This is a genomic window from Streptomyces sp. NPDC111507 (assembly GCF_055638955.1).
The window spans coordinates 23,968-47,679 of sequence record NZ_JBVKBU010000007.1; the positions used below are offsets into that span (position 1 = coordinate 23,968).

Below are 23,712 nucleotides of genomic sequence, written 5' to 3' on the forward strand. Positions count from 1 at the left end.
CGGAACCACGAAACGAGGATCGTCTGACATGGCATGGGACTTTTCCACCGAGCCGGAGTTCGAGAAGAAACTGGAGTGGATCAGGTGGTTCCGCGCCGAGCGTGTGGACCCGCTGGACCTGGTCTACCCCGACCGGGCCTTCCACCCCCTCGACGAGGAGACCGGTCCGGTCGTCCGGGCCCTCAAGCAGCAGGTGCGCGACCAGGGTCTGTGGGCTCCTCATCTCGGCCCGGAGCTCGGTGGACGCGGCTTCGGACAGCTCAAGCTGGCTCTGATCAACGAGATCCTGGGCGAGTCCAGCTGGGCCCCCGTCATCTTCGGCACGGCCGCGCCGGACACCGGCAACGCGGAGATCATCGCCCGCTACGGCACCGAGGAGCAGAAGGAGCGCTATCTCAAGCCGCTGCTCGAAGGCGAGTGCTTCTCCTGCTTCTCCATGACCGAGCCGCAGGCCGGCGCCGACCCGAAGATGTTCACCACACGCGCCGAACGGGACGGCGACGACTGGGTCATCACGGGCCGCAAGTTCTTCTCCTCCAACGCGCGCACCTCCAAGTTCGTCATCGTGATGGCGGTGACCGACCCGGACGTCAGCGCGTACCGGGGCATGTCGATGTTCCTGGTGCCCAGTGACACCCCGGGCATCCGGATGGAGCGCCACCTCGGTCTGATGAGCGAGGCCCCGGACGAGGGCATGCACGCGCTCATCGAGTACGACGGGGTCCGCGTCCCCGGTGACGCGCTGCTCGGCGGCGAGGGCCAGGCCTTCGCCATCGCGCAGACCCGGCTCGGCGGCGGGCGGGTCCACCACGCGATGCGGGTCGTGGGCCAGTGCCAGAAGGCGCTGGACATGATGGCCGAGCGTGCCCTGTCCCGGGAGACCCAGGGCAGCAGACTGGCCGACAAGCAGCTCGTCCAGGCGGACCTGGCCGACTCCTACGCGCAGTTGCAGCAGTTCCGGCTGTTCGTGCTGCACACGGCCTGGCAGATCGACCGGTACCAGGACTACAAGCGGGTCCGCAAGGACATCTCCGCCATCAAGTTCCTGACGCCGAAGGTGCTGCACGACATCGTGTACCGCTCCATGCACCTGCACGGCGCCCTGGGCGTGTCCAACGAGATGCCCTTCGCCGACATGTGGACCGGCGCGGCCGTCATGGCGGTCGTCGACGGGCCCTCGGAGATCCACAAGGTCACGGTGGCCAAGGACCTCCTGCGCGGCTACGAGGCCGCGTCGGGGCCCTGGCCCTCACAGCATCTGCCCGCTCGCCGGGAGTGGGCCCGCAAGCAGCTGGAGAACATGTGAACATCGAGTCGCTCGCCCGCTGGCTGGACGGTCAGGACATCGCTCCGGGTGAACCGGTTGAGGTGTCCCTCATATCCGGGGGCACCTCCAACGACATCTTCGACATCCGGCGCGGTGAGCGGCGGATGGTGCTGCGCAAGCCCCCGGAGAAGGTCCCGCTGGGCCGCAACGAGACCATGCTGCGGGAGTTCCGGGTGCTGAACGCACTGGGCGGGACCGAGGTGCCGCACCCGGAGGCCATCGCGGTCTGCGACGACACCGACGTGATCGGCTCGTGCTTCTACCTCATGGGCCATGTGAACGGCTGGTCGCCCATGAACACCGACGGCTGGCCCGAGCCCTTCAAGAGCGACCTGTCCCTGCGCCCCGGCCTCGCCTACGAGTTGGTGGAGGGCATCGCCAAGCTGGGCAACGTCGACTGGCGGGCCAGGGGACTCGAAGGCTTCGGCCGGCCGGACGGCTTCCACGACCGCCAGGTGGACCGCTGGCAGGCACATCTGGCGAAGTTCAGGTTCCGCGAGATACCGGGGCTGGACGCGGCGGCCGCCTGGCTGCGTACGCACCGGCCCCGGCACTGGGAGCCGGGCATCATCCACGGCGACTACCAGTTCGCCAACGTGATGTTCAAGCACGGGGCCCCCGCCGAGCTCGCCGCTCTGGTCGACTTCGAGATGGCCACGGTGGGCGACCCGCTGCTCGACCTCGGCTGGGTCGTCATGGGGTGGCCGAACGCCGACGAGGACCGGGACGCGGCGGGCAAGTACGCCGACTACACGGGCATGCCGGACCGGGCCGACATCATCGAGCACTACGCCAAGGTCAGCGGCCGGGACGTCGCCGACATCGACTACTACGTGATCCTGGCCCGGTTCAAGATGGCGATCGTGCTGGAGGGCGGCTACGCCCGCCATGTGAAGGGTGACGGCGGCAACCCGAAGATGGCCTACTACGGGGACGCGGTCCTGCAGATGGCGGCCCGGGCGGCCGAACTGGCCGCGACGACACGGCTATGAGGGCGGCACGGTGCCATGCGGTCGGCGGCCCGGTGGTCGTCGAGGAGATCCCCGACCCGGACGGTGAGGTACCCGTCGAAGTGCACTACGCGGCGGTGAACTTCGCCGATGTCCTGGTGGTCGAAGGCACCTACCAGGTGAAGGCGGACCTGCCGTTCACTCCGGGCAGCGAGTTCGCCGGGGTGGTCGCCGAGTCGGGGCACGGGTTCGAGAAGGGCGAGCGGGTCTTCGGGTCCGTCTTCGTCGGCGCCTTCGCCGAGCGGGTCGCCGTCCGGGCGGCCAGCCTGTACCGGATCCCCGACACGATCCCGACCCGGCGCGCGGCGGCCTTCGGGGTCTCGCACGCGACCGCCTACAACGCGCTGACGCTGATCGGCCGTCTCCGGGAGGGGGAGCGGGTGGCGGTGCTCGGCGCGGCCGGCGGGGTCGGTCTCGCGGCCGTCGAACTGGCCGCGCTGCTCGGCGCGGAGGTGGTCGCCGTGGCCTCCACCGAGGAGAAGCGCGCGGCCTGCCTCGAACAGGGCGCCCATGAAGCGCTCCCGTACGACGACCTCAAGTGGCGGCTGCGGGACTCGGGCGGCGCCGACCTCGTGATCGACCCGGTCGGCGGACCGCACTCCGAACAGGCGCTGCGGGCCATGCGCTGGGGCGGCCGGTTCGTGAACGTCGGCTTCGCCAGCGGCGAGGTGCCCCGGCTCCCGCTCAATCTGGCGATGCTCAAGGGCGTCACGATCCACGGCTTCGACTTCGGCGGCTGGGCGCGGCACGCCCGGGAGCGGCTGGCCGTCACCCGCGGCGAGCTGAACCGCATGTTCGCCGAGGACCTGATCCACCCCCGGGTCCACGCCGTCCACCCGCTCGACGCGGTGGCGACGGCCCTGGACCTGGACCGCCGTGCCATCGGCAAGACCCTTCTGGAGGTGGGCCGTGGAGTTTGAGTTCGACGAGGACCAACGGCTGCTGCAACGGCTGGTACGGGAGACGGTCGCCAAGTCGCGCTCGCAGCCCGCGGACCAGCTCTGGGCGACCTATCTGGAACTGGGGTGGCTGGAGGCCCCTCCGGTGGAACTCGCCATCGTCCTGGAGGAGTTGGGGTACGCCGCCGATCCGACCCCCTTCCTGGCCACGGCCACCTGGTTCGCTCCGCTCGCCGGGCGGCTGCCGAGCGGCTCGGGAACCGGAGTGTTCGACGGCACCGGCCGGTTCGTCCTCGACGCGGACCGGGCGGACGAGATCGCCCTGCTCACCCGCGACGGCGTGCGGATCGTGGCGGGCCCGGAGCTCGGCGCGGCACGTGTCGACATCTTCGACCCGACCCTCCACGCGGCCCATGTGGAGGTGCCCGACCTGGTCCCCGGGATCCCGGACCTCGCCCTGATGGGCCTGGCGATCTCCACGGTCGGCAGCTGCCGGCGCATCCTGGACCTGGCCGTCGCCCATGTGAAGGAACGCGTCCAGTTCGACGTGCCCATCGGCTCCTTCCAGGCCGTCAAGCACAAGGCGGCGGACATGTACGTCGCCATCGAACGGGCCCGGGCCCTCGCCTACTTCTCCGCCCTGACCATCGCCGAGGACGACCCACGGCGTGGCAGGGCGGCCTCGATGGCCAAGGCCGCCGCCGGGGAGTGCCAGCGGATCGTCTTCCGTAACGGCTTCCAGCTCTTCGGAGCGATGGGCTTCACCTGGGAGAACGAACTGCAGATCCACCTCAAGCGGGCCAAGGCCGGCGATCTGCTGCTGGGGACGGCGGCCGTACACCGCAGGGCGTTGCTGGAGAAGACGCGGCAGGAACAGGAGAGGTCCGGGCCGTATCGGGAGACGAGCGGGCAGGAAGGGGTGGTGGCGGGATGAAGCTGGACTCCGGCTCCGAAGTGGAGGAGTTTCGCGCCGAGTTCGCCGCCTTCCTCGACGCCCGTCTGCCCACCCCGGACGAGGCCCACCCCGCGTCGCGGTCGAGCGCCGACGTCCCCGCCTGGGCGCGCCGCTGGCAGCGCACGCTGTTCGACGCGGGCTGGCTGCTGCCTGGCAAACCCCCCGAGTACGGCGGCCGGAACGCCACCTTGCCGCAGCAACTCGCCCACCTGGAGGAGCTGTCGAGGCGGCGGATCTACCACAGCTTCAACCCCCAGGGCATCGGCATCATCGCGGCCTCGATCCTCACCTTCGGGACCGAGGAGCAGAAGAAGCGGTGGGCGATTCCCCTCCTGCGCACCGAGATCACGGCGGCGCTCGGCATGAGCGAGCCGGGCGCCGGATCCGACCTCGCCGGGCTGCGCACCCGCGCGGTCCTGGACGGCGACCACTTCGTCGTCAACGGGCAGAAGGTGTGGACGTCGGGCGCGCACGACGCGGACGTCCTGCTGACCTTCGTCCGCACCGACCCGGCCGCGCCCAAGCACAAGGGCATCAGCGTGCTGCTCATCCCCACCGACACCGAGGGGGTGGTGCGCAGGCCGTTCGCGTCCATGGCCGCCCAGGACGACCTCGACTTCAACGAGGTGTTCTTCACCGACGTCCGGGTCCCGCGCGAGAACCTCGTCGGTCCTCTGAACAAGGGCTGGTCGGTGGCGCACGGCTCGCTCGGGCACGAGCGGACCATGCTGTGGCTGAGCTTCGCCGAGCGCCTCGACGACCTGATCCGGGACGCGCCCAGCGACGAGGAGTGGTACGCGACGCTCCTCATGGACGCCCAGGCGCTCAGGCTGCTCGGCTACCGACAGCTGGGCGGCGACCGTGACCCGGCGGAGCTGTCGGTCCTCAAGCTGCTCGGCTCCGAGGCGATCCAGGTCGCGAGCCTCAACGCACTGGAGGACCGCGGGCCGGAGGGCCTGGTCCATCCCGAAGTGACCGGACCGCCGAACCACATGAGCATCGACAACTTCATCTCCAGCTGGTTCGAGCGGTACGCGCGCAGCTTCGCCGGGACGATCGCGGGCGGCACCTCGGAGATCCAGCGCAACATCATCGCCGAGCGCGTCCTCGGCCTGCCGAGATAACCCAGGAGGACGTGGATGGACCAGATTCTGTACGAGGTCGAGGACCGGGTCGCGGTCATCAGCCTCAACCGGCCCGAGGTCGCCAACGCCCAGACCATGGGACTCCTCGACGACCTGGACGCGGCCTGGACCCGCGCCGCGGCCGACGACGACGTACGGGTGATCGTGCTGCGGGGCAACGGACGGCACTTCTCGGCCGGCCACGACCTGAAGGACCGCTGGCCGAGCCCCGACAAGATCACCCTTGAGTGGATCTACACAGCCGAGGCGCGCAGGTACCTGGAGTACACCCTGCGCTGGCGCAATGTGCCCAAGCCGTCGATCGCCGCGGTCCAGGGCAAGTGCATCGCGGGCGGCCTGATGCTCTGCTGGCCCTGCGATCTGATCGTGGCCGCCGAGAACGCCGAGTTCTCCGATCCCGTGGTGCACATGGGCATCGGGGGAGTGGAGTACCACGGTCACACCTGGGAGCTCGGACCGCGCAAGGCGAAGGAGATCCTGTTCACCGGCCGGGCCGTCACCGCCGAGGAGGCGGAGAAGGTCGGCATGGTCAACCGTGTCGTCCCGCTCGACGAACTGGAGGCGGCCACCATGGAGTTGGCCGGGCAGATCGCGCGGATGCACCCCTTCGCGCTGCGCCAGGCCAAGCGGGCTGTCAACCAGACCCTGGACGTACAGGGCTTCTACGCGGCCGTCCAGTCGGTGTTCGACATCCACGAGACCGGGCACGGGAACGCGCTGAGCGTGGGCGGCTACCCGATCCTCACGCGATTGGAAGAGATGAAGGACCACATCAAGGCGCAGTGAACGCGGCCGGGTTGAAGACGACGTCCTGAGGGGCGGGGCGCGCAACGCGCCCCGCCCCTCAGAACAACCCCGCGGGCCGACCTTGTTCAGTCGCGCTCGTGACGGAAGACCTTCCCTCCCTTCATCACGAAGCGGACGTCGGCCATCACCGAGATGTCCTCCAGCGGATTGCCGGGTACGGCGATCAGGTCCGCGAGGAGTCCCTCGGCGATCCGTCCGCGGTCCTCGGCGTCGATCAGTTCGGCCGCGCTGACCGTCGCCGCCCGGAGCACCTCCAGCGGGGTCATCCCGCGCTCGACGAGGGCGATGAGCTCCTGGGCGCCGCGGCCGTGCGGGATCGCCGGCGCGTCGGTGCCGACCGCGATCTTCACGCCCGCCTTGAGGGCCCGGGCGACGACCGTCCTGGCGTGCGGGAAGATCTCGCCGGCCTTGGCCTTCAGTTCGGGCGGGGCCTTGGAGATGTCCATGCCGTCGATCAGGGCGGTCGTGGCGACGAGGAAGGTGCCGCGCTCGGCCATCAGCTCGATGGTCTCGTCGTCCAGCAGGAAGCCGTGCTCGATGCAGTCGATGCCGGCCTCCACGGCCGCCCGGACGGCGGCGGCGCCGTGGGTGTGCGCCGCCACCTTGAGTCCGCGCCGGTGGGCCTCGTCCACGATGGCCCGCAACTCCTCGTCGGAGTAGTGCTGGGCGCCCGCGGTGCCGGTGTGGGACATGACCCCGCCCGACGCGCAGACCTTGATGAGCTGGGCGCCGTACTTGATCTGGTAGCGGACGGCCTTGCGCACCTCGTCGACGCCGTTGGCGATGCCCTCCTCCAGGGAGAGGGGCATGATGCCGGGGGCGTACGCGGCGAACATCGTGGGGTCCAGATGCCCTCCGGTCGGGGTGATCGCGTGTCCCGCGGGGACGATGCGGGGGCCGTCGATCCAACCGGCGTCGATGGCCTTGGCCAGGGCGACGTCCAGCAGATGGCCGCCGGTCTTCACGAACAGGCCGAGGTTCCTGACGGTGGTGAACCCCGAGCGCAGTGTCCGGCGTGCGTTGGCGACCCCGCGGAGCATGCGCAGCGGCGGGTCGTCCTGGACGGGGGAGAGGCCCGGGACCTCGCCCCGGCCTCCCATGAGGAGGTTGACCTCCATGTCCATCAGGCCGGGGAGCAGGGTGACGTCGCCCAGATCCAGGACGTCACCGTCGCCCCCTTCTCCGCCGCCCGCGATGCGGTCGCCGTCGACGGTGACCAGACCCGGTTCCTCGATCCGCCCCGTGTCGACGTGCAGGACGCGGGCGGCCTTGAGCGTGACCATCTCAGACCTGCGGCTCGGCGATGACGTCGAGGTAGGCGGCGCCCGAGTCGGGCACGCGGGGCTGCTTCCAGACCTCGATGGGGAACGACACCATGACGAGGGAGAACATGAGCAGCATCAGGTTGCGTTCGGGCTCGGGCAGGTCGTCGAGCGGGAACGTGTCGAGGTGCGTCGTCGCGCGGTCCAGCAGGGGGAACGCCGCGTCGTAGAACGCCTGCATGTCCGCCATGCTGCTGGCGAGGCGCTTGGCGTAGCGTTCGCGCTCGCTGCCGAGGATCCAGTCGCTGTAGGGCTCGAGTTCGGCGAAGTCACTCGGCAGCATCGGTGTGCTCCTTCACGTAGTCCCTCACGACCTTGTGGAGGTGGCGCAGGAGGATCTCCTGGTCGTTGAGGGGGAAGTCGGTGACGTAGCGGCCCTTGAGCATGGTCTGGGTGGCCTCGAGGGTGTTGCCGTCCTGGAGGGCGTACTCCTTGAAGGTGACGGCGGTGAGTTCCTGGGCGAGGCGGTCGCGGGCCGTCTTCGCGGGGACGAAGTAGAGGTTCGCCTCGAACAGGTGCTTGTCCACGGCCGTCGGCCAGTAGTGGTACGTCAGATACCAGCCGGGTGCCCACAGGAGCAGCATGAAGTTGGGGAACAGCACGAAGGAGTCGGTGCCCCAGGAGTGGTGACGGGCCGGGTTGACACCGGCCGGCAGTGGGTCGAGGCCCGCGATGTCGGGCCGGTCCCAGGGGCCGAACAGGCCGCTGCGCAGCTCCCGTTCGATCGGTTTGACCATCGAGGGGTCCTTCGGCGGCGCCATGCCGCCCCAGGACGAGATCATCGAGTGGGGGCTGTGCAGCTCGTAGTGGAGCGCCTCGAAACCGTAGCCCAGGAGTTTCTCCGCCTCCTCCTTGGTGGCCTGCTTCTGGTGCAGGACGGGAGCGTGGTAGAACTCCGCGAAGGCGTCGATGAACAGCTTCCAGTTGCTGCCGATCTCGGCCTTGTAGGTGAAGACGTCGGTCATCTCGTGGAAGGGGTAGCCCTCCAGGCCCTTGGCCATGTCCCCGAGGTACTCCCGCAGGCTCTGCTGGGGGTCGAGGTTGACGAAGACGAAGCCTTCCCAGATGTCACAGGCGACTTCCTTGAGGCCGTAGTCGTCCTTGTCGAGGTCGAAGAACTCGCCCTCCTGCTGGACGAAGGTGAGCTTGCCGGTGAGGTCGTAGCGCCAGGCGTGGTACTTGCAGGTGAACTGGCGGCAGGTGCCCTTGACCTCCTCGCCCGGGAAGTCGTTCCAGACGAGCTTGTTGCCGCGATGGCGGCAGACGTTGTGGAAGGCGCGGATCTGCTGGTCGCGGCCGCGCACGATGATCAGTGAGGTGCCGGCCGCGGCGAGTTCCTTGGTGAAGTAGTGGCCGGGCTTGGGGACCTGTTCGACGCGGCCGACGTTGAGCCAGGTCCGCTTGAAGACGGCTTCCCGCTCGGCCTCGTAGTAGGCGGGATCGATCGAGTCCTCGTAGTTCACGGGACTCGTGCCCAGTTCGGGGTACTGCTCGGTCCAGCTCCCGGCCTCAGGCTTGCTGAAGTGTGGCATGGCTGCTCCCCTTTCCGGAATGAGAATAGCATTCTCACTCAGTGATAGTGAAATTCTCCGCAGGTAGGCCGGGATCGAGCTCCACCTCGAAGGTGTTGAGGACCATGGCCAGCAGGCCGTACGTGCCGATGGTGAAGACCAGGTCCATGAGCTGCCGGTCGTTCAGTTCGGCGGCGAGCGCCTGGTAGGTGTCGTCGGACAGGCCCGAGTCCGTCTCCAGTTCGTCCACCGCCCTCGTGATCGAGGTCGGTTCGCCGGCGCGGATCGCGTCGATCTCCTCGTCGGTGACGCCTGCCTTCCGGGCGATCAGTACATGCTGGGACCACTCGTACTGGCAGCGCCTGCGCCAGGCCACCCGCAGGATGGCCAGTTCGCGGGTGCGCGGCGTCAGAGTCGAACGGCGGCTCAGTAGATATCGGCTGTAGCCCAGGAAGGCCGTGGCCAGTTCCGGGTGCTGCGCGAAGAGACCCAGGGCGTTGGACGGCAGCAGTGTGCGCCCCGGTGCGAAGGACGCCATCGCCTCGGTGTCCCACTCGTCGTAGGGGAGCGGCGGGATACGGTTCATGTGTTGCGGCCCCCGTTCACACCCAGGATCTGGCCCGTGATGTAGCCGGCCTCCTCCGACACGAGGAACGCGCAGGCCGCGGCGATGTCCTCCGGGCGGCCGACCCGTCGTACCGGAGTGCGCTGGATGTGCTCCTCGACCGTCCCGCCGAGCAGTTCGCGCGCTTCCGCCTTGCGCAGCATCGGGGTGTCGATGAAACCGGGCGGCACCGCGTTGACGGTCACGCCGAACGGGCCGAGCTCCAGGGCCAGCGCCTTCGTCAGGCCGTTGACCGCCGACTTGGACGCCACGTAGTGCGTCATGAACGGCTGGCCCGACTGGGCGCTGGAGGAGGAGATGTTGACGATCCGGCCCCAGCCCGCCTCCACCATGTCCGGAAGCGCGGCCTGCACGCAGTGGAAGACGCCGTTCAGATTGACGTTGATCACCCGGTGCCAGGCCGCGAAGGTGAGGTCGGAGAAGCGCTTGAAGCCGTCCATGCCGGCCGCGTTGACCAGGATCGTGACCGGTCCCAGCCGCTCCCTGACCGCGGCCAGCGCCGCATCCACCTGGGCCCGGTCGGCGACGTCGGTGGCCGGAACGACACTCGTGTCCGACGGACTGAGGTCGAGTGCGGCGACCTGGTAGCCGTCCTTGGCCAGCCGCTCCGCGATGGCCAGACCGATACCGGAAGCGCCGCCGGTGACGACCGCCGTCCTCATGACAGCTCCTCGTCGCCGACGATGGTGGTGCGCTGGAGCGTCCGCTCCGAGTCGGCGCTGTAGGGCAGCGCCCGGTGCAGCATCCCGGTGTTGTCCCACACCACCAGGTCGCCGACCCGCCAGTCGTGGGCGTAGCGGAACTTCTCCTGGGTGGTCCACTCCAGCAACCGGTCCAGCAGGGCCCGGCTCTCGGCGGCCGCCATGCCGACGATGTGGTCCGCCGTCGCCCCGATCACCAGTGAGCGGCGGCCGTCACGGCGCTTCCACACCAACGGCGTCTCGTGGGTGGGGACTTCGCGCCAGCCCGCGAGCAGCTCGGGACCCGGGTCGGGCGTCACCAGCCGCTGGGCGGCCTCGAAGCTGTGCACCACGCGCAGGTCGTCGTACTGCTTGCGGTCCGCCTCCGGAAGGTTCTCGTACGCCGCGTAGGTACTGGCGAACTCGGTCCCGCCGCCGGTCATGGCCACGTGCCGGGCGGTCAGCGTGGTCGTCCTGGTCGGTACGGGGTCGGTGGTGCCGTCGATGTGCCAGTGGAACGTCCCCTTGAGGTACTCGGCCGTCGGGTTCCTGGCCGGGTCGAGCGAGACGGTGAAGATCTCCTTGCCCCGCACCGCGAAGACCTTGCCCAGCTTGCGGCTGAAGGCCAGTTGGCCTTCGTCGTCGAGGTGCAGTCCGCGGATGAGAAGGATGCCGCGCCACTGGAGCGCCTCCGCGCACCGGCTGATCAGTTGATCGTCGAGCAGATTGCCGACGCCGGTGACCTCTACGCCCAGGCTCGGGCTGAGGGCCTTCGTTGCGATCATGAAAATCTCCCTTCCGGATGCGAGAATAGTATTCTCGCCGGTTGGTCTACCGGAAGGCCCGGGACGACCGGCCTCTCGCCTCCCGCTGCCCGCCGAGGTGAGCCTCCGATCCTGAACCATGGTCAGGTTTGGCCGGTCCTCGCCTTCTCCTGTCTGCCATGACGTTCTCGTTTCCGGAATATTGATTTGCGCAGACTGAGAATGTAGTTTCCACGACATCCGAGCAAGGAGGCAGGATGCGGTTCCAGGACAAGGTTGCGATCGTCACCGGCGCGGGCCAGGGCATCGGCGAGGGCTATGCCCGGGCACTGGCGGCCGAGGGCGCACGCGTGGTGGTCGCCGAACTCAACGAGGAACAGGGCGAGCGGGTCGCCAAGGAGATCGGCGACGCGGCGCTGTTCGTCAAGGTGGACGTGGCCGACCCGGCGTCGGCGGAGGCGATGGCGGCCGCCGTGATGGCGGAGTTCGGACGCATCGACTACCTGGTCAACAACGCTGCCATCTTCCACAGCATGCGGCGCGACGGCCTCACCACGGTCCCCCTCGACTACCTCAACCGCTTCCTCCAGGTGAACCTGATGGGCGCGCTGCACTGCACCCGCGCCGTCGTCCCGCACATGCCCGAGGGCGGCGCCATCGTCAACCAGTCGTCCACCGCCGCCTGGCTCGGCGGGGGTTACTACGGACTGGCCAAGGCCGGGATCAACAGCCTGACCGCCTCGCTCGCCGCCGAACTCGGCGGCAAGAACATCCGGGTCAACGGGATCGCGCCGGGCCCCACGGACACCGACGCCACCCGGAGCATCGTGCCCAAGGAGTTCCAGGAGCAGATGACGAACAGCCTGGCCATCAAGCGGATGGGCACGCCCGAAGACCTGGCGCCCGCCGTTTTGTTCCTGCTGTCGGACGAGGCGCGCTGGCTGACCGGTCAGGTCGTCAGCGTCGACGGCGGACAGGTGGTCCGGCTGTGAAGCGCCTGCTCATCGACGGCCGGCTCGTCGAGACCGAGAAGACCTTCCCCTCGCTCAACCCCGCGACCGGCGAGGTGCTCGACCAGGCCCCCGACGCCACGGCCGCCGACGCCGAAGCCGCCGTCGCGGCCGCCCGCCGCGCCTTCGACACCACGAGCTGGGCGACCGACACCGCCCAGCGCCTGCGCTGCCTCCGCCAGCTGCACCAGGCGCTGACCGACCATCAGGAAGAGCTGCGCGACCTGACGATCGCCGAGGTCGGCGCGCCCCGCATGCTCACCCACGGCCCCCAGCTGGACGAACCGGTCAAGCTGGTCTCGTACTACACCGACCTGCTGGAGAAGTACCCCCTGACCGAGGAGCTCGGCGAGACCGAGATCCGCGGGCAGCGCCACCGCCGCTGGGTGGAGAAGGAGGCGGCCGGGGTGGTCGCCGCGATCATCCCGTACAACTACCCGAACCAGCTCGCGCTCGCCAAGCTGGTCCCCGCGCTCGCCGCCGGCTGCACGGTCGTCCTCAAGGGCGCCCCGGACACCCCGCTGACCACGCTGTACCTGGGCGAACTGATCGCCGAGCACACGGACATCCCGCCCGGCGTGGTCAACGTCATCGTCTCCTCCGGGGTCGAGGCCGGCGAGGTGCTCACCCAGCACCCCGACGTCGACATGATCACCTTCACCGGCTCCACCGCGACCGGCCGACGGATCATGGAGGCCGCGAGCGCCACCGTGAAGAAGGTCTTCCTGGAACTCGGCGGCAAGTCCGCCATGATCGTGCTCGACGACGCCGACTTCCGCGCCGCCTCCATGTTCGCGGCCTTCACCATCTGCTCCCACTCGGGACAGGGCTGTGCGCTCACCTCCCGGCTGCTCGTGCCGAGGGAGCACCACGACGAGATCGTCGCCATGGTCGCGGCCGGCCTCGAACGTGTGTCGTACGGTGATCCGGCCGACCCCAAGACCTTCATGGGACCGCTCATCAGCGAACGCCAGCGCGACAAGGTCGACGGCATGGTGCAGCGCGCCGTCGCGGCCGGCGCCACGCTGGTCACCGGCGGCAAGCGCGTCGACCCGGGCTTCTTCTACACGCCCACCCTGCTCGCCCACGTCGACCCGGCCAGCGAGATCGCGCAGGACGAGGTCTTCGGACCGGTGCTCGCCGTCATTCCCTACGACGGCGAGGACGACGCCGTACGCATCGCCAACGACTCGATCTTCGGCCTGTCCGGCGCGGTGCACAGCGCCGACGACCAGCGGGCGATCGCCGTGGCGCGCCGGATCCGTAGCGGCACCTTCAGCATCAACGGCGGCAACTACTTCTCCCAGGAAGTCCCCTTCGGCGGCTACAAGCAGTCGGGCGTCGGCCGGGAGAGCGGCGTCGCCGGACTGGAGGAGTTCCTGGAGACCAAGTCCTTCGCGGTGGTGGTCCCGTAATGCGTCCGCTCGAAGGCATCCGCGTCCTCGAAGTCGCCATGTACGGCTTCGTCCCCTCGGCCGGAGCCGTGCTCGCCGACTGGGGCGCGGACGTCATCAAGGTCGAACACGCCGTCACGGGCGATCCGCAGCGCGGCCTGCGGCAGACCGGCACACTGCGCGTCGAGGGCGACCCGAACCCCAACATCGAGCACGCCAACCGGGGCAAGCGCAGCCTCGGCCTCGACATGACCCGGCCCGAGGGCAAGGAAGTCCTCCACGACCTGGCCCGCCGCTCCGACGTGTTCCTCACCAGCTTCCTGCCCGGACACCGGCGGCGGTTCGGCATCGACGTCGACGACATCCGGGCGGTGAACCCCCGCATCATCTACGCCCGGGGCAGCGCGCTCGGGCCGCGCGGACCGGAGTCCGAGAAGGGCGGGTACGACATGACCGCCTTCTGGGCCCGGGGCGGCACCGCCGCCAGCATCACCCCACCCGGCGTCGAGGGCATGATCAGCCCCACACCCGCCTACGGGGACACCATCTCCGGCACGAACCTCGCCGGAGGCATCGCGGCGGCACTGCTGCGGCGCGAGCGCACCGGCGAACCGTCGGTCGTGGACGTCTCCCTGCTCGGCAGCGGTGTATGGGCCAACGGCCAGGCCACCGCGGTCTCGCTGCACCTCGACAAGTCCTGGGTGGCACCGGTGCCCGGTGCCCACGGCTCGCCGGTCAACCCGCTGTCCGGCATCTATGCCACGGCCGACGACCGCTATCTGGCCTTCGTCATGCTCCAGCCCGGCAAGTTCTGGGCCGACGTGTGCCGTCACATCGACCACCCCGAGCTGGCCGACGACCCCCGTTTCGCCACGGCGGAGCAGCTCGCCGCCCACACCGAAGAGGCCGTCAAGATCCTGCGGACCGTGCTGGCCGGCCGCTCCCTCGCCGAGTGGACCGAACGCTTCGCCACCCTCGCTGGGCCGTGGGCCCCGGTGCAGGACACCCTGCAGGTGGGCGCCGACGCGCAGATCCGGGCGAACGAGTACCTGCTCAGGGTCGGCGAGATCGATCTGGCCGCCAGCCCCGTGCAGTTCGACACCACCGCTCCCGCACTCGGGCCTGCGCCCGAGTTCGCTGCCCAGACCGAGGAAATCCTCAGGGAACTGGGACTGGACTGGCCCCGCATCATCGAGCTGAAAGAAGCGGGCGCGGTCACCTGACCACCCTTTTTTCGGGGAACGAAATCGAGGAGAACCGATGAGACGCTTGCTCATCGCTGTGGCCGTCCTGGCCCTGGCCGGGTGTTCCGCCCGCTCCACCACGTCGCCGAGCGGCGACAAGCCCTCCGCGTCGGCGTCCGACTCCGCTGCGGCGGCCGACTTCGGGACGCTCAAGAACGTCTGCCACTCCGGCACCGCCAAGGCCTCCACCTCCCAGGGAGTCACCAACTCCGAGATCAAGGTCGGCGTCTTCAGCGACGTCGGCTTCACCAAGAACCCGGAGTTCGTCGACGCGGCCAAGGTGTTCACCTCCTGGTGCAACGACGCGGGCGGCATCAACGGACGCAAACTGGTTCCCGTCACCCACGACTCCAAGCTCGTCGAGGTCCGCCAGCGGATGATCGAGGCCTGTCGCTCGGACTTCGCGCTCGTCGGCGGCGGCGCCGCGCTCGACGGCATGGGCGTCAAGGACAGGCTGAACTGTCTGCTCCCCGACTTCCCCGGCCAGACCAGCCAGGCCATCGGAGCGGACCTCCAGGTGACCGTCCAGGGCGCCGCCACCGGTTACTCACCCTACGGCGGCTACTTCTCCTGGCTGCTCAAGGAGGCGTACCCGGCGTCGGCGAGCAGCGTCGGGATCATCGCCGGTGACTCCCCGGTCGTGAAGCCCATCACCGCGCAGGACAAGGAGACGCTGATCGCGGCGGGCGGCAAGATCACCTACTCGGACCTGTATCCGGCCCAGGGCGTGTCCGACTGGACGCCGTACGCCCAGGCCATCAAGAACAAGAAGGTCAAGGGACTGGTCTTCCTCGGTGACTTCGCCAGTCTGGCCAAGCTGGAGCAGGTGCTCACCAACATCGGCTACGCACCCGACTGGATCGACGCCAACAGCAACGCCTACGGCCCCGCCTTCCTCCAGCTGGCCGGTACCGCGCTGGCGAAGCAGGCCAACTTCGCCGACCTCGGCGGCTTCTCGCCGCTGGAGGACGCCTCCGCCAACCCGGCGACCAAGATGGTCGAGGAGCTCTACAAGAAGTACGCCCCCGACGCCCAGGTCACCCTGCCGGCGCTGAAGTCATTCTCCAGCTGGCTGCTGTTCGCCACCGCCGCGGGCGACTGCGCCGAACTCACCCGCACGTGCGTGTACGACAACGCGCGCAAGCAGACCGCGTGGACGGGTGGCGGCCTGCAAGCCCCGATGGACCTGTCGTCCCCCACCGTGCCTCCCAAGTGCTTCGACCCGGTCAAGGCGACCGCCAAGGGCTGGGTGGCCGCCGACTTCAAGCCCGACACCGGTGCCTATCGCTGCAACGTGACCCCCTACAAGTTCAAGGGCACCTACACCAAGCCCATGACCCTGGCCGATGTCGGCAAGTCGTTGGCCGACCTCAAGTAGCCACCCCCGCGGCAGGAAGGAAGCGACGTGAAGGTACGGGTAGACCCGGAGCGCTGCCAGGGTCACACGCTCTGCGCCATGCGTGCTCCGGACATCTTCGAGCTCAGCGAGATCGACGGTCACTCCTCGGTGATCAAGGAAGAGGTCTCGGACGACCAGCAGGACGAGGCCATCGAGGCCGTCAGGTCCTGCCCCGAGCGAGCGATCTTCATCTCCTGAGGGGAGAGCACTCCGATGACCACGGACGACACCGTCAACGACGACCCCAAGAGGAATCCGGTGCACTTCGACCGGCACACTCCCGAGTACCGCCACGAATTCCAGGCGGTCACCCAGGAGTTGCAGTCCAAGTGCCCCATCGCCTGGTCGGAGACCTACGGCGGTCACTGGGTCGCCAGTGGCAACCGCGAGGTCTTCGAGCTGGCCCGGTCCGCCGAGTTCCTCTCCAACGACCATGACGTCAAGGGCGAGCGGCGCGGGTACCAGGGCATCACCATCCCGCCGCCGCCCCGGGCGAAGGCAGCCAGGGGCGGGTTCCTGGAGATGGATCCGCCCGAACAGCGCTACTACCGCCAGACGCTCAACCCCTATCTGTCGCCCGCCGCCATCAGCCGCTGGATTCCGCTGATCGACGAGGTGGCGCGCGCCTGCATCGACGAGAAGATCGAGTCGGGGCGGATCGACTTCGTCGACGACCTCGCCAACGTCGTGCCGGCCGTGCTCACGCTCGCCATGATGGGCATCCCGGTCAGGAAGTGGACCATCTACAACGAGGCGGCCCACGCCTCGGTCTACACACCACCGAACTCGCCCGACCAGGCCCGCGTCGTCGAGCTGCAGAAGGCGATGGGCATGGATCTGGCCATGACCATCGCGGAGATCCGGCAGACATCGCGGCCGGGTCTGGTGGACGCCCTGGTCCGCGCGGAGATCAACGGCCGGACCCCGCCCGACGACGAACTCCTCGGTGTGCTCGCCCTGTTGATCGGCGGCGGTTTCGACACCACCACCGCGCTCACCGCGCACGCGCTGGAGTGGCTCTCGGAGCACCCGGCCGAACGGGACCGTCTCAGCCGGGACCGCAAGGCACTGCTGGACTCCGCGACCGAGGAGTTCCTGCGCTACTACGCCCCCGCGCCCGGGGACGGACGGACCTTCTCCGCGGACTGCGAGATCGCCGGCACCCGGTTCAAGGAGGGCGAACGGCTCTGGCTGTCCTGGGCGATGGCGAACCGGGACCCGCAGGTGTTCCCGGAGCCCGACTCCGTCGACATGGAACGCAAGGGCAACCGGCACAGCAGCTTCGGCCTCGGCATCCACCGCTGCATCGGCTCCAACGTGGCACGCACGGTGTTCAAGCGGATGGTCACCCAGGTCCTGGACCGGATGCCCGACTTCCGCTGCGACCCCGACGGCGCGGAGCACTACGAGACCATCGGCATCATCCAGGGCATGCGGCACCTCCCGGCGACCTTCACGCCGGGCCCCCGGACCGGTGCCGGGCTCGACGAGACCCTGGAGACCCTCCAGAGGGTCGTCGACGAACAGCGGCTCGCCGAGCCGGTCACGGTACGCAAGGGGCAGGCGAGGATCGACCGCTGATCTTCGGCGGCCCGTCAGGAGTACGTGTGCCATCCGAGCGGTGGCACGGTGAGGAGACGATGTGGCCGGACCCACGGGACGTCCGCTGCCGGTGATCACAGAGGAGAACGAGTTCTTCTGGACCTCCGGCGCGGACGGCCGGTTGCGCCTGACGGAGTGTGAATCCTGCTCGGCCCTGCTGCATCCACCCCAGCCCGTCTGCCGCTACTGCCGGGGGCACGAGACCGGGGTGCGGGCCGTCTCCGGGTACGCGACGCTGATCGGCTTCACCGTCAACCACCGGTTCAGCGCGCCCGGCATGCCCGCGCCCTACGTGGTGGCGCAGGTCGCCGTCGAGGAGGACACCCGGGTCCGGCTCACCACCAACCTCGTCGAATGCGACCCCGACGAACTCGAACTGGGCATGCGGCTTGAGGTCGTCTTCGAACAGGCCGAGGACGTATGGCTGCCGCTCTTCCGCCCCGCGGCCGAGCAGGGCTCCCCGGCCCCGCTGCCCTCGGACGAGGTGGAACCCGAGCACATGCGGCGCCACATACGCCCCATGGTCACGCCCGAGAAGTTCGAGGACAAGGTCGCGATCAGCGGCATCGGGATGTCCGAGATCGGGCGCCGGCTGATGGTCCCGCCGCTGTCGCTGACCGTGCGGGCCTGCGAACGCGCCGTCGCGGACGCGGGCCTGACCCTCGACGACATCGACGGGCTGGCCACCTACCCGGGCGCGGGCGCCTACGGCGGCTTCGCCGAGGGCGGCATCACCGCGCTGGAGGACGCCCTCGGCATCAGGCCCACCTGGTACAACGGCGGCGCCGAGACCTTCGGTCCCGGCGGCTCGCTCATCGCCGCGATGCTGGCCGTCGCGGGGGGACTCGCCCGTCATGTGCTGTGCTTCCGTACGGTCTGGGAGGCCTCCTACGGCGAGCTGATCCGGCGCGGCCGGATCACCCAGGAGACCGGTCGCAGGGTCACGGGCTGGCAGAAGCCCTTCGGGGCGATCTCGGCGGCCCATACCCTGGCCCAGAACGCCCAGCGGCACTTCCACCGTTACGGCACCTCGCGCGAGACGCTCGGCTGGATCGCGCTCAACCAGCGCGCGAACGCCGCGCTCAACCCGACGGCGATCTACCGCGATCCGATGACCATGGACGACTACCTGTCGGCCAGGACGGTCACCACCCCCTTCGGGCTGTACGACTGCGACGTGCCCTGCGACGGATCGGTGGCCGTCATCGTGTCGGCCGTGGACGCGGCACGGGACCTGGCCAAGCCGCCCGTCCTGGTGGAGGCCGTCGGCACCCAGATCGTGGAGCGGCTCGAATGGGACCAGAGCTCCCTCACCCATGAACCGCAGGTGCTCGGCCAGTCCGCCCACCTGTGGACGCGCACGTCACTGCGTCCCTCGGACGTCGACGTGGCCCAGCTCTACGACGGCTTCACCTTCAACTGCCTCTCCTGGATCGAGGGGCTCGGCTTCTGCGGCATCGGTGAGGCCAAGGACTTCCTCGACGGAGGCAAGAACATCGCCAGGGACGGACTGCTCCCGCTGAACACCCACGGCGGCCAGCTCTCGCACGGCCGCACCCACGGCCTGGGGCTGGTCCACGAAGCCGTCACACAGGTGCGCGGCGAGGCCGGAGCACGCCAAGTGGACGGTGCCCGGGTCGCCGTGACGAGCACCGGCGGTCTCACCCCGAGCGGCGTCATCCTGCTGCGGGCGGACGCATGACCGGCGTCTCCCGTGTCGTCGACGTCGACGGCATCCCCGTATCGGCGCTGCTCCAGGAGGCGCGCCGGCCCCGGGCCGTCGTCCTGGCGCTGCACGGCGGGGCGGCGCACTCGCGGTATTTCGACTACCCGGGCAGGCCGCATCTGTCGCTGCTGCGCACCGGTACGGCGCTCGGGTTCACCGTCCTCGCTCTCGACCGGCCGGGATACGGGAGCTCCGCCCCGCACGGTGGGGAGCTGGCCCCCGTGGAGCGGCGGGTCGATCTCGCCTACGCGGCGGTGGACCGGCTGCTCGCCTCGCGTCCGCGCGGGGCGGGCGTCTTCGTGATGGCGCACTCGATCGGCTGCGAGCTGGCGCTGCGCATGGCGGCCGACGAGCGGGGGAGCGACCTGCTGGGCGTGGAGATCGCCGGCACCGGGCGCCACCACCACGACGACGCGGTGGACATCCTGGGCGTACGGCACAACGAGTCGTGGCCGAGGCCGGCGGCCGGCAGTGTCCGGGACCTGCTGTGGAATCCCTCGCACCTCTACGAGGACGATGTCGTCGGCGGCGCCCGGTTCGCCTCGCCCTCGCCCTCCTACGAGGGGGTCGTGGCCAGGAGCTGGCCGCTGGTCCTTCCCGAACTAGCCCCCCTGGTGCGCGTCCCCGTGCACTACAGCCTCGGCGAGCACGAGCGGGTGTGGCGGTCCGGGCCCGCGGCACTGGCCGACATCGCGTCCCTGTTCACGGCCTCGCCGCGCGTCGTCGCCGACGAACAGGCGGACGGTGGCCACAACTTGAGCATCGGGCTGACGGCGACGGCGTACCACCTCAAGATCCTGTCGTTCGCCGAGGAGTGTGTGCTGGCTCGCGCGAGCGCGGCACAAGAGCGGCCCGGGAGGGCGAGTTGAGCGACGCGGACGTGGCAGCGCTGCTGCTGGTACGGGTGGTCCTGGGGATCGTGATGATCGCGCACGGACTCAACCACTGGCGGGGCGGCGGCCGGATCGAGGGCACCGCCCGCTGGTTCACCGGCCTCGGCCTGCGCAACGGCACGCTTCAGGCGTGGACGAGCGTGGCCACCGAAGTCGGCGCGGGCGCCCTGCTGATCGCCGGGCTGCTCACCCCGCTGGCCTGCGCCGCGGTCCTCTCCGTGATGCTGGTCGCGGGCGTCCTCGCGCACCGGCCCAACGGATTCTTCGTCTTCAAAGAGGGCTACGAGTACGTCCTCGTCCTCGCGGTGGTCTCGCTGGCCCTCGCGGTACTGGGACCCGGCCGGCTCTCCGTGGACCATGCCGGGGACATCGAGGTGACCGGCTGGGCCGGCGGCGGCATCGCCCTCGGGGTGGCCATGGCGGCGACGGCGGGCCTGCTAGGCGTGTTCTGGCGCCCGGCACCGAAACCGGCCGAGCAGGAGAGCCGCTGATGCGCGTCGGATTCATAGGTCTGGGCAGTCAGGGCGCCCCCATGGCACGCCGGATCGTCGACGCGGGCTTCGAGACGACCCTGTGGGCACGCCGTCCCGCCTCGCTCGCCCCCTTCGACGACACACCCGCGAAGCGTGCCGTGTCCCCCGCCGAACTCGCCGCCGCGAGCGACCTCGTGTGCGTCTGTGTCGTCGACGACGCGGACGTCGAGGAGGTCGTCGCGGGGGATCGCGGGGTGTTGGCGGGGCTTCGGCAGGGAGGGGTGATCGCCGTGCACAGCACCGTCCACCCCGACACCTGTCACCGTCTCGCCGACCGGGCCCGCGCCCACGGGGTCACGCTGATCGACGCGCCGGTGAGCGGCGGCGGCCCGGCGGCGGCCGAGGGCCGTCTGCTGGTGATGGCCGGGGGCGAGTCCGGCACCGTCCGTTTCTGCCGCAAGGTGTTCGAGACGTACGGCGATCCCGTGGTCCACATGGGCCCGCTGGGCTCCGGGCAGCTCACCAAACTCCTCAACAACGTGCTGTTCACGGCAAATCTCGCCACCGCGGCGGGCACCCTCGCACTCGGCCGGGAGTTCGACGTCGATCCCGCCGCTCTCGCGGAGGTGATGGCCCACGGCAGTGGATCGAGTTTCGCGCTGGGCCGGATCGCGGCGGCCGGCGGGAGGCTCGACCGCATCGCGGCCCAGGCCGGACCGCTGCTGCGCAAGGACGTCCGGCTGGTGGCCGATCTGGCCGGCGCGGCCAAGGCCTCGACGGGCATCGTGCTGGAGGCGGCTGACACCACCCTCGCCCTGATCGACCACCAGCGCTGATCCCCGGCCCTACGGGCGCCGGGCGCCAAACGGTGCGTGTTCGAGGGGTCCCCCGACGGCGACGGCAAACGTAGTGTTACGTCGGCACGGTCCGTCGCGGGAGGGGTACCGGATGAAAGAGACCCGGCGCGAGGAGATCCTCGAGGCGGCCCTGCGGGTGTTCGCGGAACGGGGCTACCGGGGGACCTCGATCGACGCGGTCGCCGAGCGGGCGGGACTGACCCGGCAGGGTGTGCTGCACTACTTCCCGAGCAAGAAGAAGCTCTTCATGGCGCTCCTGCGCTTCCGGGAGGACCTCAACCGCGAGCACCTCGCCGGCCATGACGACCAGGACGACTGGCCGGGGCTGTTCGCCGAAGTGGTCGCCTACGACCACACCTACCCCTGCCTGGCCCAGGTCCACAGCGTGATGCTGGCCGAGGGCGTCACGGGAGCCGACCCGGCGCAGCAGTACCTGCACGACCACTACGAGACCATGCAGGCGCTGATGGTCGCCCGGCTCACCGAGCGGTACGGCGAGCGCCTGCCCAGCGGTCTGGCCCCGCGGGCCGCGGCCCGGGCCATGCTGGCGATGCTCGACGGCATGCAGCAGCAGTGGCTGCTGGACGGCGAACAGGACGACTATCCCGAGATCATGCGGGATGTGCTGTCCGTGCTGCTGGGGTCCACGCCCGTATGAAGTCGCCCATGGCGGTGACGGTCTCCGGGTGCAGGCTCGTCGCGTCGGGCCGGATCCGCAGGTCCACCGTGACGCCGGAGTGCGCCGCGCGGGTGGCGAACCCCAGGGAGTCGTCCAGCAGGGGATCGGTGCCCGCAGCGAGCAGCTGGACGGGGGGCAGCCCGTGGAGGTTGGCGTGCAGCGGGCTCAGCAGCGGATCGGTCGGCGAGGTGCCCGCGGCGTAGTGCCCGCAGCGGCGCCGCAGTTCGGCGACGTCGAAGGTCGGATCGGCCGCCGCGTTGAGCAACAGGCTCGGGGAGTCCAGGGTCAGGTCGAGCAGCGCCGAGTTGAGCAGCCCACACAGGGGCGGCGGGGCTCCGAGGTCCCGCAGCCGCACCAGCAGGGCCGCCGCGAGCCCGGCCCCCAGCCGTTCGCCCGCCACCGCCACCGGTCCTCTGGACTCGCAGTAGTCGTACGCGGCGTGCACGTCGTCCAGCGCGTCCGGGAAGGTGCCCCCGTAGCGGGCGCAGACCACCACGGCGTCCGTCCACAGGGCGAGGCGGACGGCCAGGTCGAGCGCGGCCTCCGGGGTGCACGAGAGGTGCCGGTCGCCGTGCAGATAGAGCACGACCAGTTCGGTGCCGCCGGGCGGCCGTACGACCGGACCTACGGGGCTCGTCTCCACCTGGACCTCACTTGCCACGGGACATCACCTTCTCCGCTGCTTGCCAGTGTTCGTCGGCCACCCACAGGCGCGCGAAGGCGCGTGCCGCCTCGGTCGCCGGTACGGCGCCGCTCATGACGTGCTTGATCTCCCGCGCCGGGACGGAGGCGAGGGAGCGGGCCAGGGCCCGCCAGCCCTCGTCGAAGTCGGCCCGCGGCAGCACCCGGTCGATCACCCCGAGCCGCTGGGCCTCCTCGGCGCCGAGCACGGCTCCGGAGCCGGCGAGCATCAACGCCCGCCCCCTGCCGATCAGTTCCGCGAGCCGCTCGGCGCCGCCCCACGCCGGCATGATCGCGAGGTTCACCTGGGTGAAGCCGATCCTGATGTCGTCCGCGGCCACCCGGATGTCGGCGGCCATGGCGAACTCGGCGCCACCGCCCAGGGCATGGCCGTTCAGGGCGGCGATCACCGGGCCCGGGAAGTGCGCGAGACGGTCGCAGATCCCGCGCATCCGCAGGGCCATGGCCGTCGCCTCGTCCTCGGTGCGGATCGCGGCCAGTTCCTTCAGGTCGCCGCCCGAGACGAACGCCCGGTCGCCCGCGCCCCTGACCACCAGGGCCAGGGCGTCCGCGGCCGCGTCGAGGGCCTTGTCCAACTCGTCCATGGTGGCCGGCGCGATGGCGTTGCGGGCGTGCGGACGGTCGATGGTGATGACCGCGAGCCCCTGGTCCAATTCAAGATCAACCATGCAGGATTCTCCATGAGGGA

25 protein-coding genes are annotated in these 23,712 nt (G+C 69.8%); 17 read left to right on the top strand and 8 right to left on the bottom strand.

The window, feature by feature from the left end; genetic code table 11:
- Positions 1 to 28 precede the first annotated feature (28 nt).
- Genes ACZ7M2_RS27200 through ACZ7M2_RS27225 form a run of 6 tightly spaced genes read left to right on the top strand, consistent with a single transcriptional unit; the run spans position 29 to position 6,122 of the window.
- Entirely contained in the window at positions 29 to 1,306 is a 1,278-nt protein-coding gene (locus tag ACZ7M2_RS27200; protein WP_190173876.1) for an acyl-CoA dehydrogenase family protein, read from the top strand.
- Positions 1,303 to 2,319: a phosphotransferase family protein gene (locus ACZ7M2_RS27205; protein ID WP_471597499.1), complete on the top strand. Its 1,017-nt coding sequence runs from the start codon at positions 1,303 to 1,305 to the stop codon at positions 2,317 to 2,319. The genes ACZ7M2_RS27200 and ACZ7M2_RS27205 overlap by 4 nt, the downstream gene beginning before the upstream one ends.
- Positions 2,316 to 3,257, top strand: coding sequence for an NADPH:quinone oxidoreductase family protein (locus ACZ7M2_RS27210; RefSeq protein WP_471597500.1), 942 nt, complete (start codon positions 2,316 to 2,318; stop codon positions 3,255 to 3,257). Before ACZ7M2_RS27205 ends, ACZ7M2_RS27210 begins: the two co-directional genes overlap by 4 nt.
- Entirely contained in the window at positions 3,247 to 4,170 is a 924-nt protein-coding gene (locus ACZ7M2_RS27215; RefSeq protein WP_471597501.1) for an acyl-CoA dehydrogenase family protein, read from the top strand. Before ACZ7M2_RS27210 ends, ACZ7M2_RS27215 begins: the two co-directional genes overlap by 11 nt.
- On the top strand, positions 4,167 to 5,315 hold the full coding sequence (locus ACZ7M2_RS27220) for an acyl-CoA dehydrogenase family protein (protein WP_352053340.1): 1,149 nt from the start codon (positions 4,167 to 4,169) through the stop codon (positions 5,313 to 5,315). Before ACZ7M2_RS27215 ends, ACZ7M2_RS27220 begins: the two co-directional genes overlap by 4 nt.
- Positions 5,316 to 5,330: 15 nt before the next feature.
- A complete protein-coding gene (locus tag ACZ7M2_RS27225) occupies positions 5,331 to 6,122 on the top strand; it encodes an enoyl-CoA hydratase (RefSeq protein ID WP_471597502.1) in 792 nt (263 codons plus the stop codon).
- Positions 6,123 to 6,208: 86 nt separating this feature from the next.
- Here ACZ7M2_RS27225 and ACZ7M2_RS27230 read toward each other — a convergent pair whose 3' ends face one another.
- Genes ACZ7M2_RS27230 through ACZ7M2_RS27255 form a run of 6 tightly spaced genes read right to left on the bottom strand, consistent with a single transcriptional unit; the run spans position 6,209 to position 11,066 of the window.
- Entirely contained in the window at positions 6,209 to 7,426 is a 1,218-nt protein-coding gene (locus ACZ7M2_RS27230; RefSeq protein WP_471597503.1) for a metal-dependent hydrolase family protein, read from the bottom strand.
- A 1-nt stretch (position 7,427) separates the two neighbouring features.
- Positions 7,428 to 7,748 (bottom strand): hypothetical protein, encoded by a 321-nt coding sequence (locus tag ACZ7M2_RS27235; RefSeq protein ID WP_352047242.1) that lies wholly within the window; start codon positions 7,746 to 7,748, stop codon positions 7,428 to 7,430.
- A complete protein-coding gene (locus tag ACZ7M2_RS27240) occupies positions 7,735 to 8,997 on the bottom strand; it encodes an aromatic ring-hydroxylating oxygenase subunit alpha (RefSeq protein WP_471597504.1) in 1,263 nt (420 codons plus the stop codon). The genes ACZ7M2_RS27235 and ACZ7M2_RS27240 overlap by 14 nt, the downstream gene beginning before the upstream one ends.
- A 34-nt stretch (positions 8,998 to 9,031) precedes the next feature.
- Positions 9,032 to 9,562, bottom strand: coding sequence for a carboxymuconolactone decarboxylase family protein (locus tag ACZ7M2_RS27245; protein WP_471597505.1), 531 nt, complete (start codon positions 9,560 to 9,562; stop codon positions 9,032 to 9,034).
- Positions 9,559 to 10,263, bottom strand: coding sequence for an SDR family NAD(P)-dependent oxidoreductase (locus ACZ7M2_RS27250; protein WP_471597506.1), 705 nt, complete (start codon positions 10,261 to 10,263; stop codon positions 9,559 to 9,561). The genes ACZ7M2_RS27245 and ACZ7M2_RS27250 overlap by 4 nt, the downstream gene beginning before the upstream one ends.
- Positions 10,260 to 11,066, bottom strand: a complete 807-nt coding sequence (locus tag ACZ7M2_RS27255) for a TauD/TfdA dioxygenase family protein (RefSeq protein WP_471597507.1) — start codon at positions 11,064 to 11,066, stop codon at positions 10,260 to 10,262. The genes ACZ7M2_RS27250 and ACZ7M2_RS27255 overlap by 4 nt, the downstream gene beginning before the upstream one ends.
- Before the next feature lie 236 nt (positions 11,067 to 11,302).
- On the opposite strand from ACZ7M2_RS27255, the gene ACZ7M2_RS27260 reads away from it, so the two are divergent.
- From ACZ7M2_RS27260 to ACZ7M2_RS27310, 11 genes are all read left to right on the top strand, one after another.
- Complete coding sequence (locus ACZ7M2_RS27260) at positions 11,303 to 12,037, top strand: SDR family oxidoreductase (protein ID WP_190173865.1); 735 nt, start codon at positions 11,303 to 11,305, stop codon at positions 12,035 to 12,037.
- Entirely contained in the window at positions 12,034 to 13,470 is a 1,437-nt protein-coding gene (locus ACZ7M2_RS27265; protein ID WP_471597508.1) for an aldehyde dehydrogenase family protein, read from the top strand. The genes ACZ7M2_RS27260 and ACZ7M2_RS27265 overlap by 4 nt, the downstream gene beginning before the upstream one ends.
- Positions 13,470 to 14,672, top strand: a complete 1,203-nt coding sequence (locus tag ACZ7M2_RS27270) for a CaiB/BaiF CoA transferase family protein (protein ID WP_471597509.1) — start codon at positions 13,470 to 13,472, stop codon at positions 14,670 to 14,672. The genes ACZ7M2_RS27265 and ACZ7M2_RS27270 overlap by 1 nt, the downstream gene beginning before the upstream one ends.
- 37 nt (positions 14,673 to 14,709) lie before the next feature.
- Positions 14,710 to 16,071 carry an ABC transporter substrate-binding protein gene (locus ACZ7M2_RS27275; RefSeq protein WP_471597510.1) on the top strand — a complete coding sequence of 454 codons (1,362 nt, stop codon included), beginning with the start codon at positions 14,710 to 14,712 and terminating at the stop codon, positions 16,069 to 16,071.
- 27 nt (positions 16,072 to 16,098) lie between these two features.
- Positions 16,099 to 16,290 carry a ferredoxin gene (locus tag ACZ7M2_RS27280; RefSeq protein ID WP_405885199.1) on the top strand — a complete coding sequence of 64 codons (192 nt, stop codon included), beginning with the start codon at positions 16,099 to 16,101 and terminating at the stop codon, positions 16,288 to 16,290.
- A gap of 15 nt (positions 16,291 to 16,305) precedes the next feature.
- On the top strand, positions 16,306 to 17,673 hold the full coding sequence (locus ACZ7M2_RS27285) for a cytochrome P450 (protein WP_471597511.1): 1,368 nt from the start codon (positions 16,306 to 16,308) through the stop codon (positions 17,671 to 17,673).
- A gap of 61 nt (positions 17,674 to 17,734) precedes the next feature.
- Positions 17,735 to 19,396, top strand: a complete 1,662-nt coding sequence (locus ACZ7M2_RS27290; protein ID WP_471597512.1) for a thiolase C-terminal domain-containing protein — start codon at positions 17,735 to 17,737, stop codon at positions 19,394 to 19,396.
- Positions 19,393 to 20,289: an alpha/beta hydrolase gene (locus ACZ7M2_RS27295; protein ID WP_471597513.1), complete on the top strand. Its 897-nt coding sequence runs from the start codon at positions 19,393 to 19,395 to the stop codon at positions 20,287 to 20,289. The genes ACZ7M2_RS27290 and ACZ7M2_RS27295 overlap by 4 nt, the downstream gene beginning before the upstream one ends.
- Positions 20,286 to 20,804, top strand: a complete 519-nt coding sequence (locus tag ACZ7M2_RS27300; protein WP_471597514.1) for a DoxX family protein — start codon at positions 20,286 to 20,288, stop codon at positions 20,802 to 20,804. Before ACZ7M2_RS27295 ends, ACZ7M2_RS27300 begins: the two co-directional genes overlap by 4 nt.
- On the top strand, positions 20,804 to 21,622 hold the full coding sequence (locus tag ACZ7M2_RS27305; RefSeq protein ID WP_352047229.1) for an NAD(P)-dependent oxidoreductase: 819 nt from the start codon (positions 20,804 to 20,806) through the stop codon (positions 21,620 to 21,622). Before ACZ7M2_RS27300 ends, ACZ7M2_RS27305 begins: the two co-directional genes overlap by 1 nt.
- Before the next feature lie 112 nt (positions 21,623 to 21,734).
- Positions 21,735 to 22,301: a TetR/AcrR family transcriptional regulator gene (locus tag ACZ7M2_RS27310; RefSeq protein ID WP_352047228.1), complete on the top strand. Its 567-nt coding sequence runs from the start codon at positions 21,735 to 21,737 to the stop codon at positions 22,299 to 22,301.
- Here ACZ7M2_RS27310 and ACZ7M2_RS27315 read toward each other — a convergent pair.
- Positions 22,255 to 22,983: an alpha/beta hydrolase fold domain-containing protein gene (locus tag ACZ7M2_RS27315; RefSeq protein WP_471597515.1), complete on the bottom strand. Its 729-nt coding sequence runs from the start codon at positions 22,981 to 22,983 to the stop codon at positions 22,255 to 22,257. The genes ACZ7M2_RS27310 and ACZ7M2_RS27315 overlap by 47 nt on opposite strands.
- Complete coding sequence (locus ACZ7M2_RS27320; protein ID WP_471597516.1) at positions 22,973 to 23,692, bottom strand: enoyl-CoA hydratase/isomerase family protein; 720 nt, start codon at positions 23,690 to 23,692, stop codon at positions 22,973 to 22,975. The genes ACZ7M2_RS27315 and ACZ7M2_RS27320 overlap by 11 nt, the downstream gene beginning before the upstream one ends.
- Positions 23,693 to 23,712 lie beyond the last annotated feature (20 nt).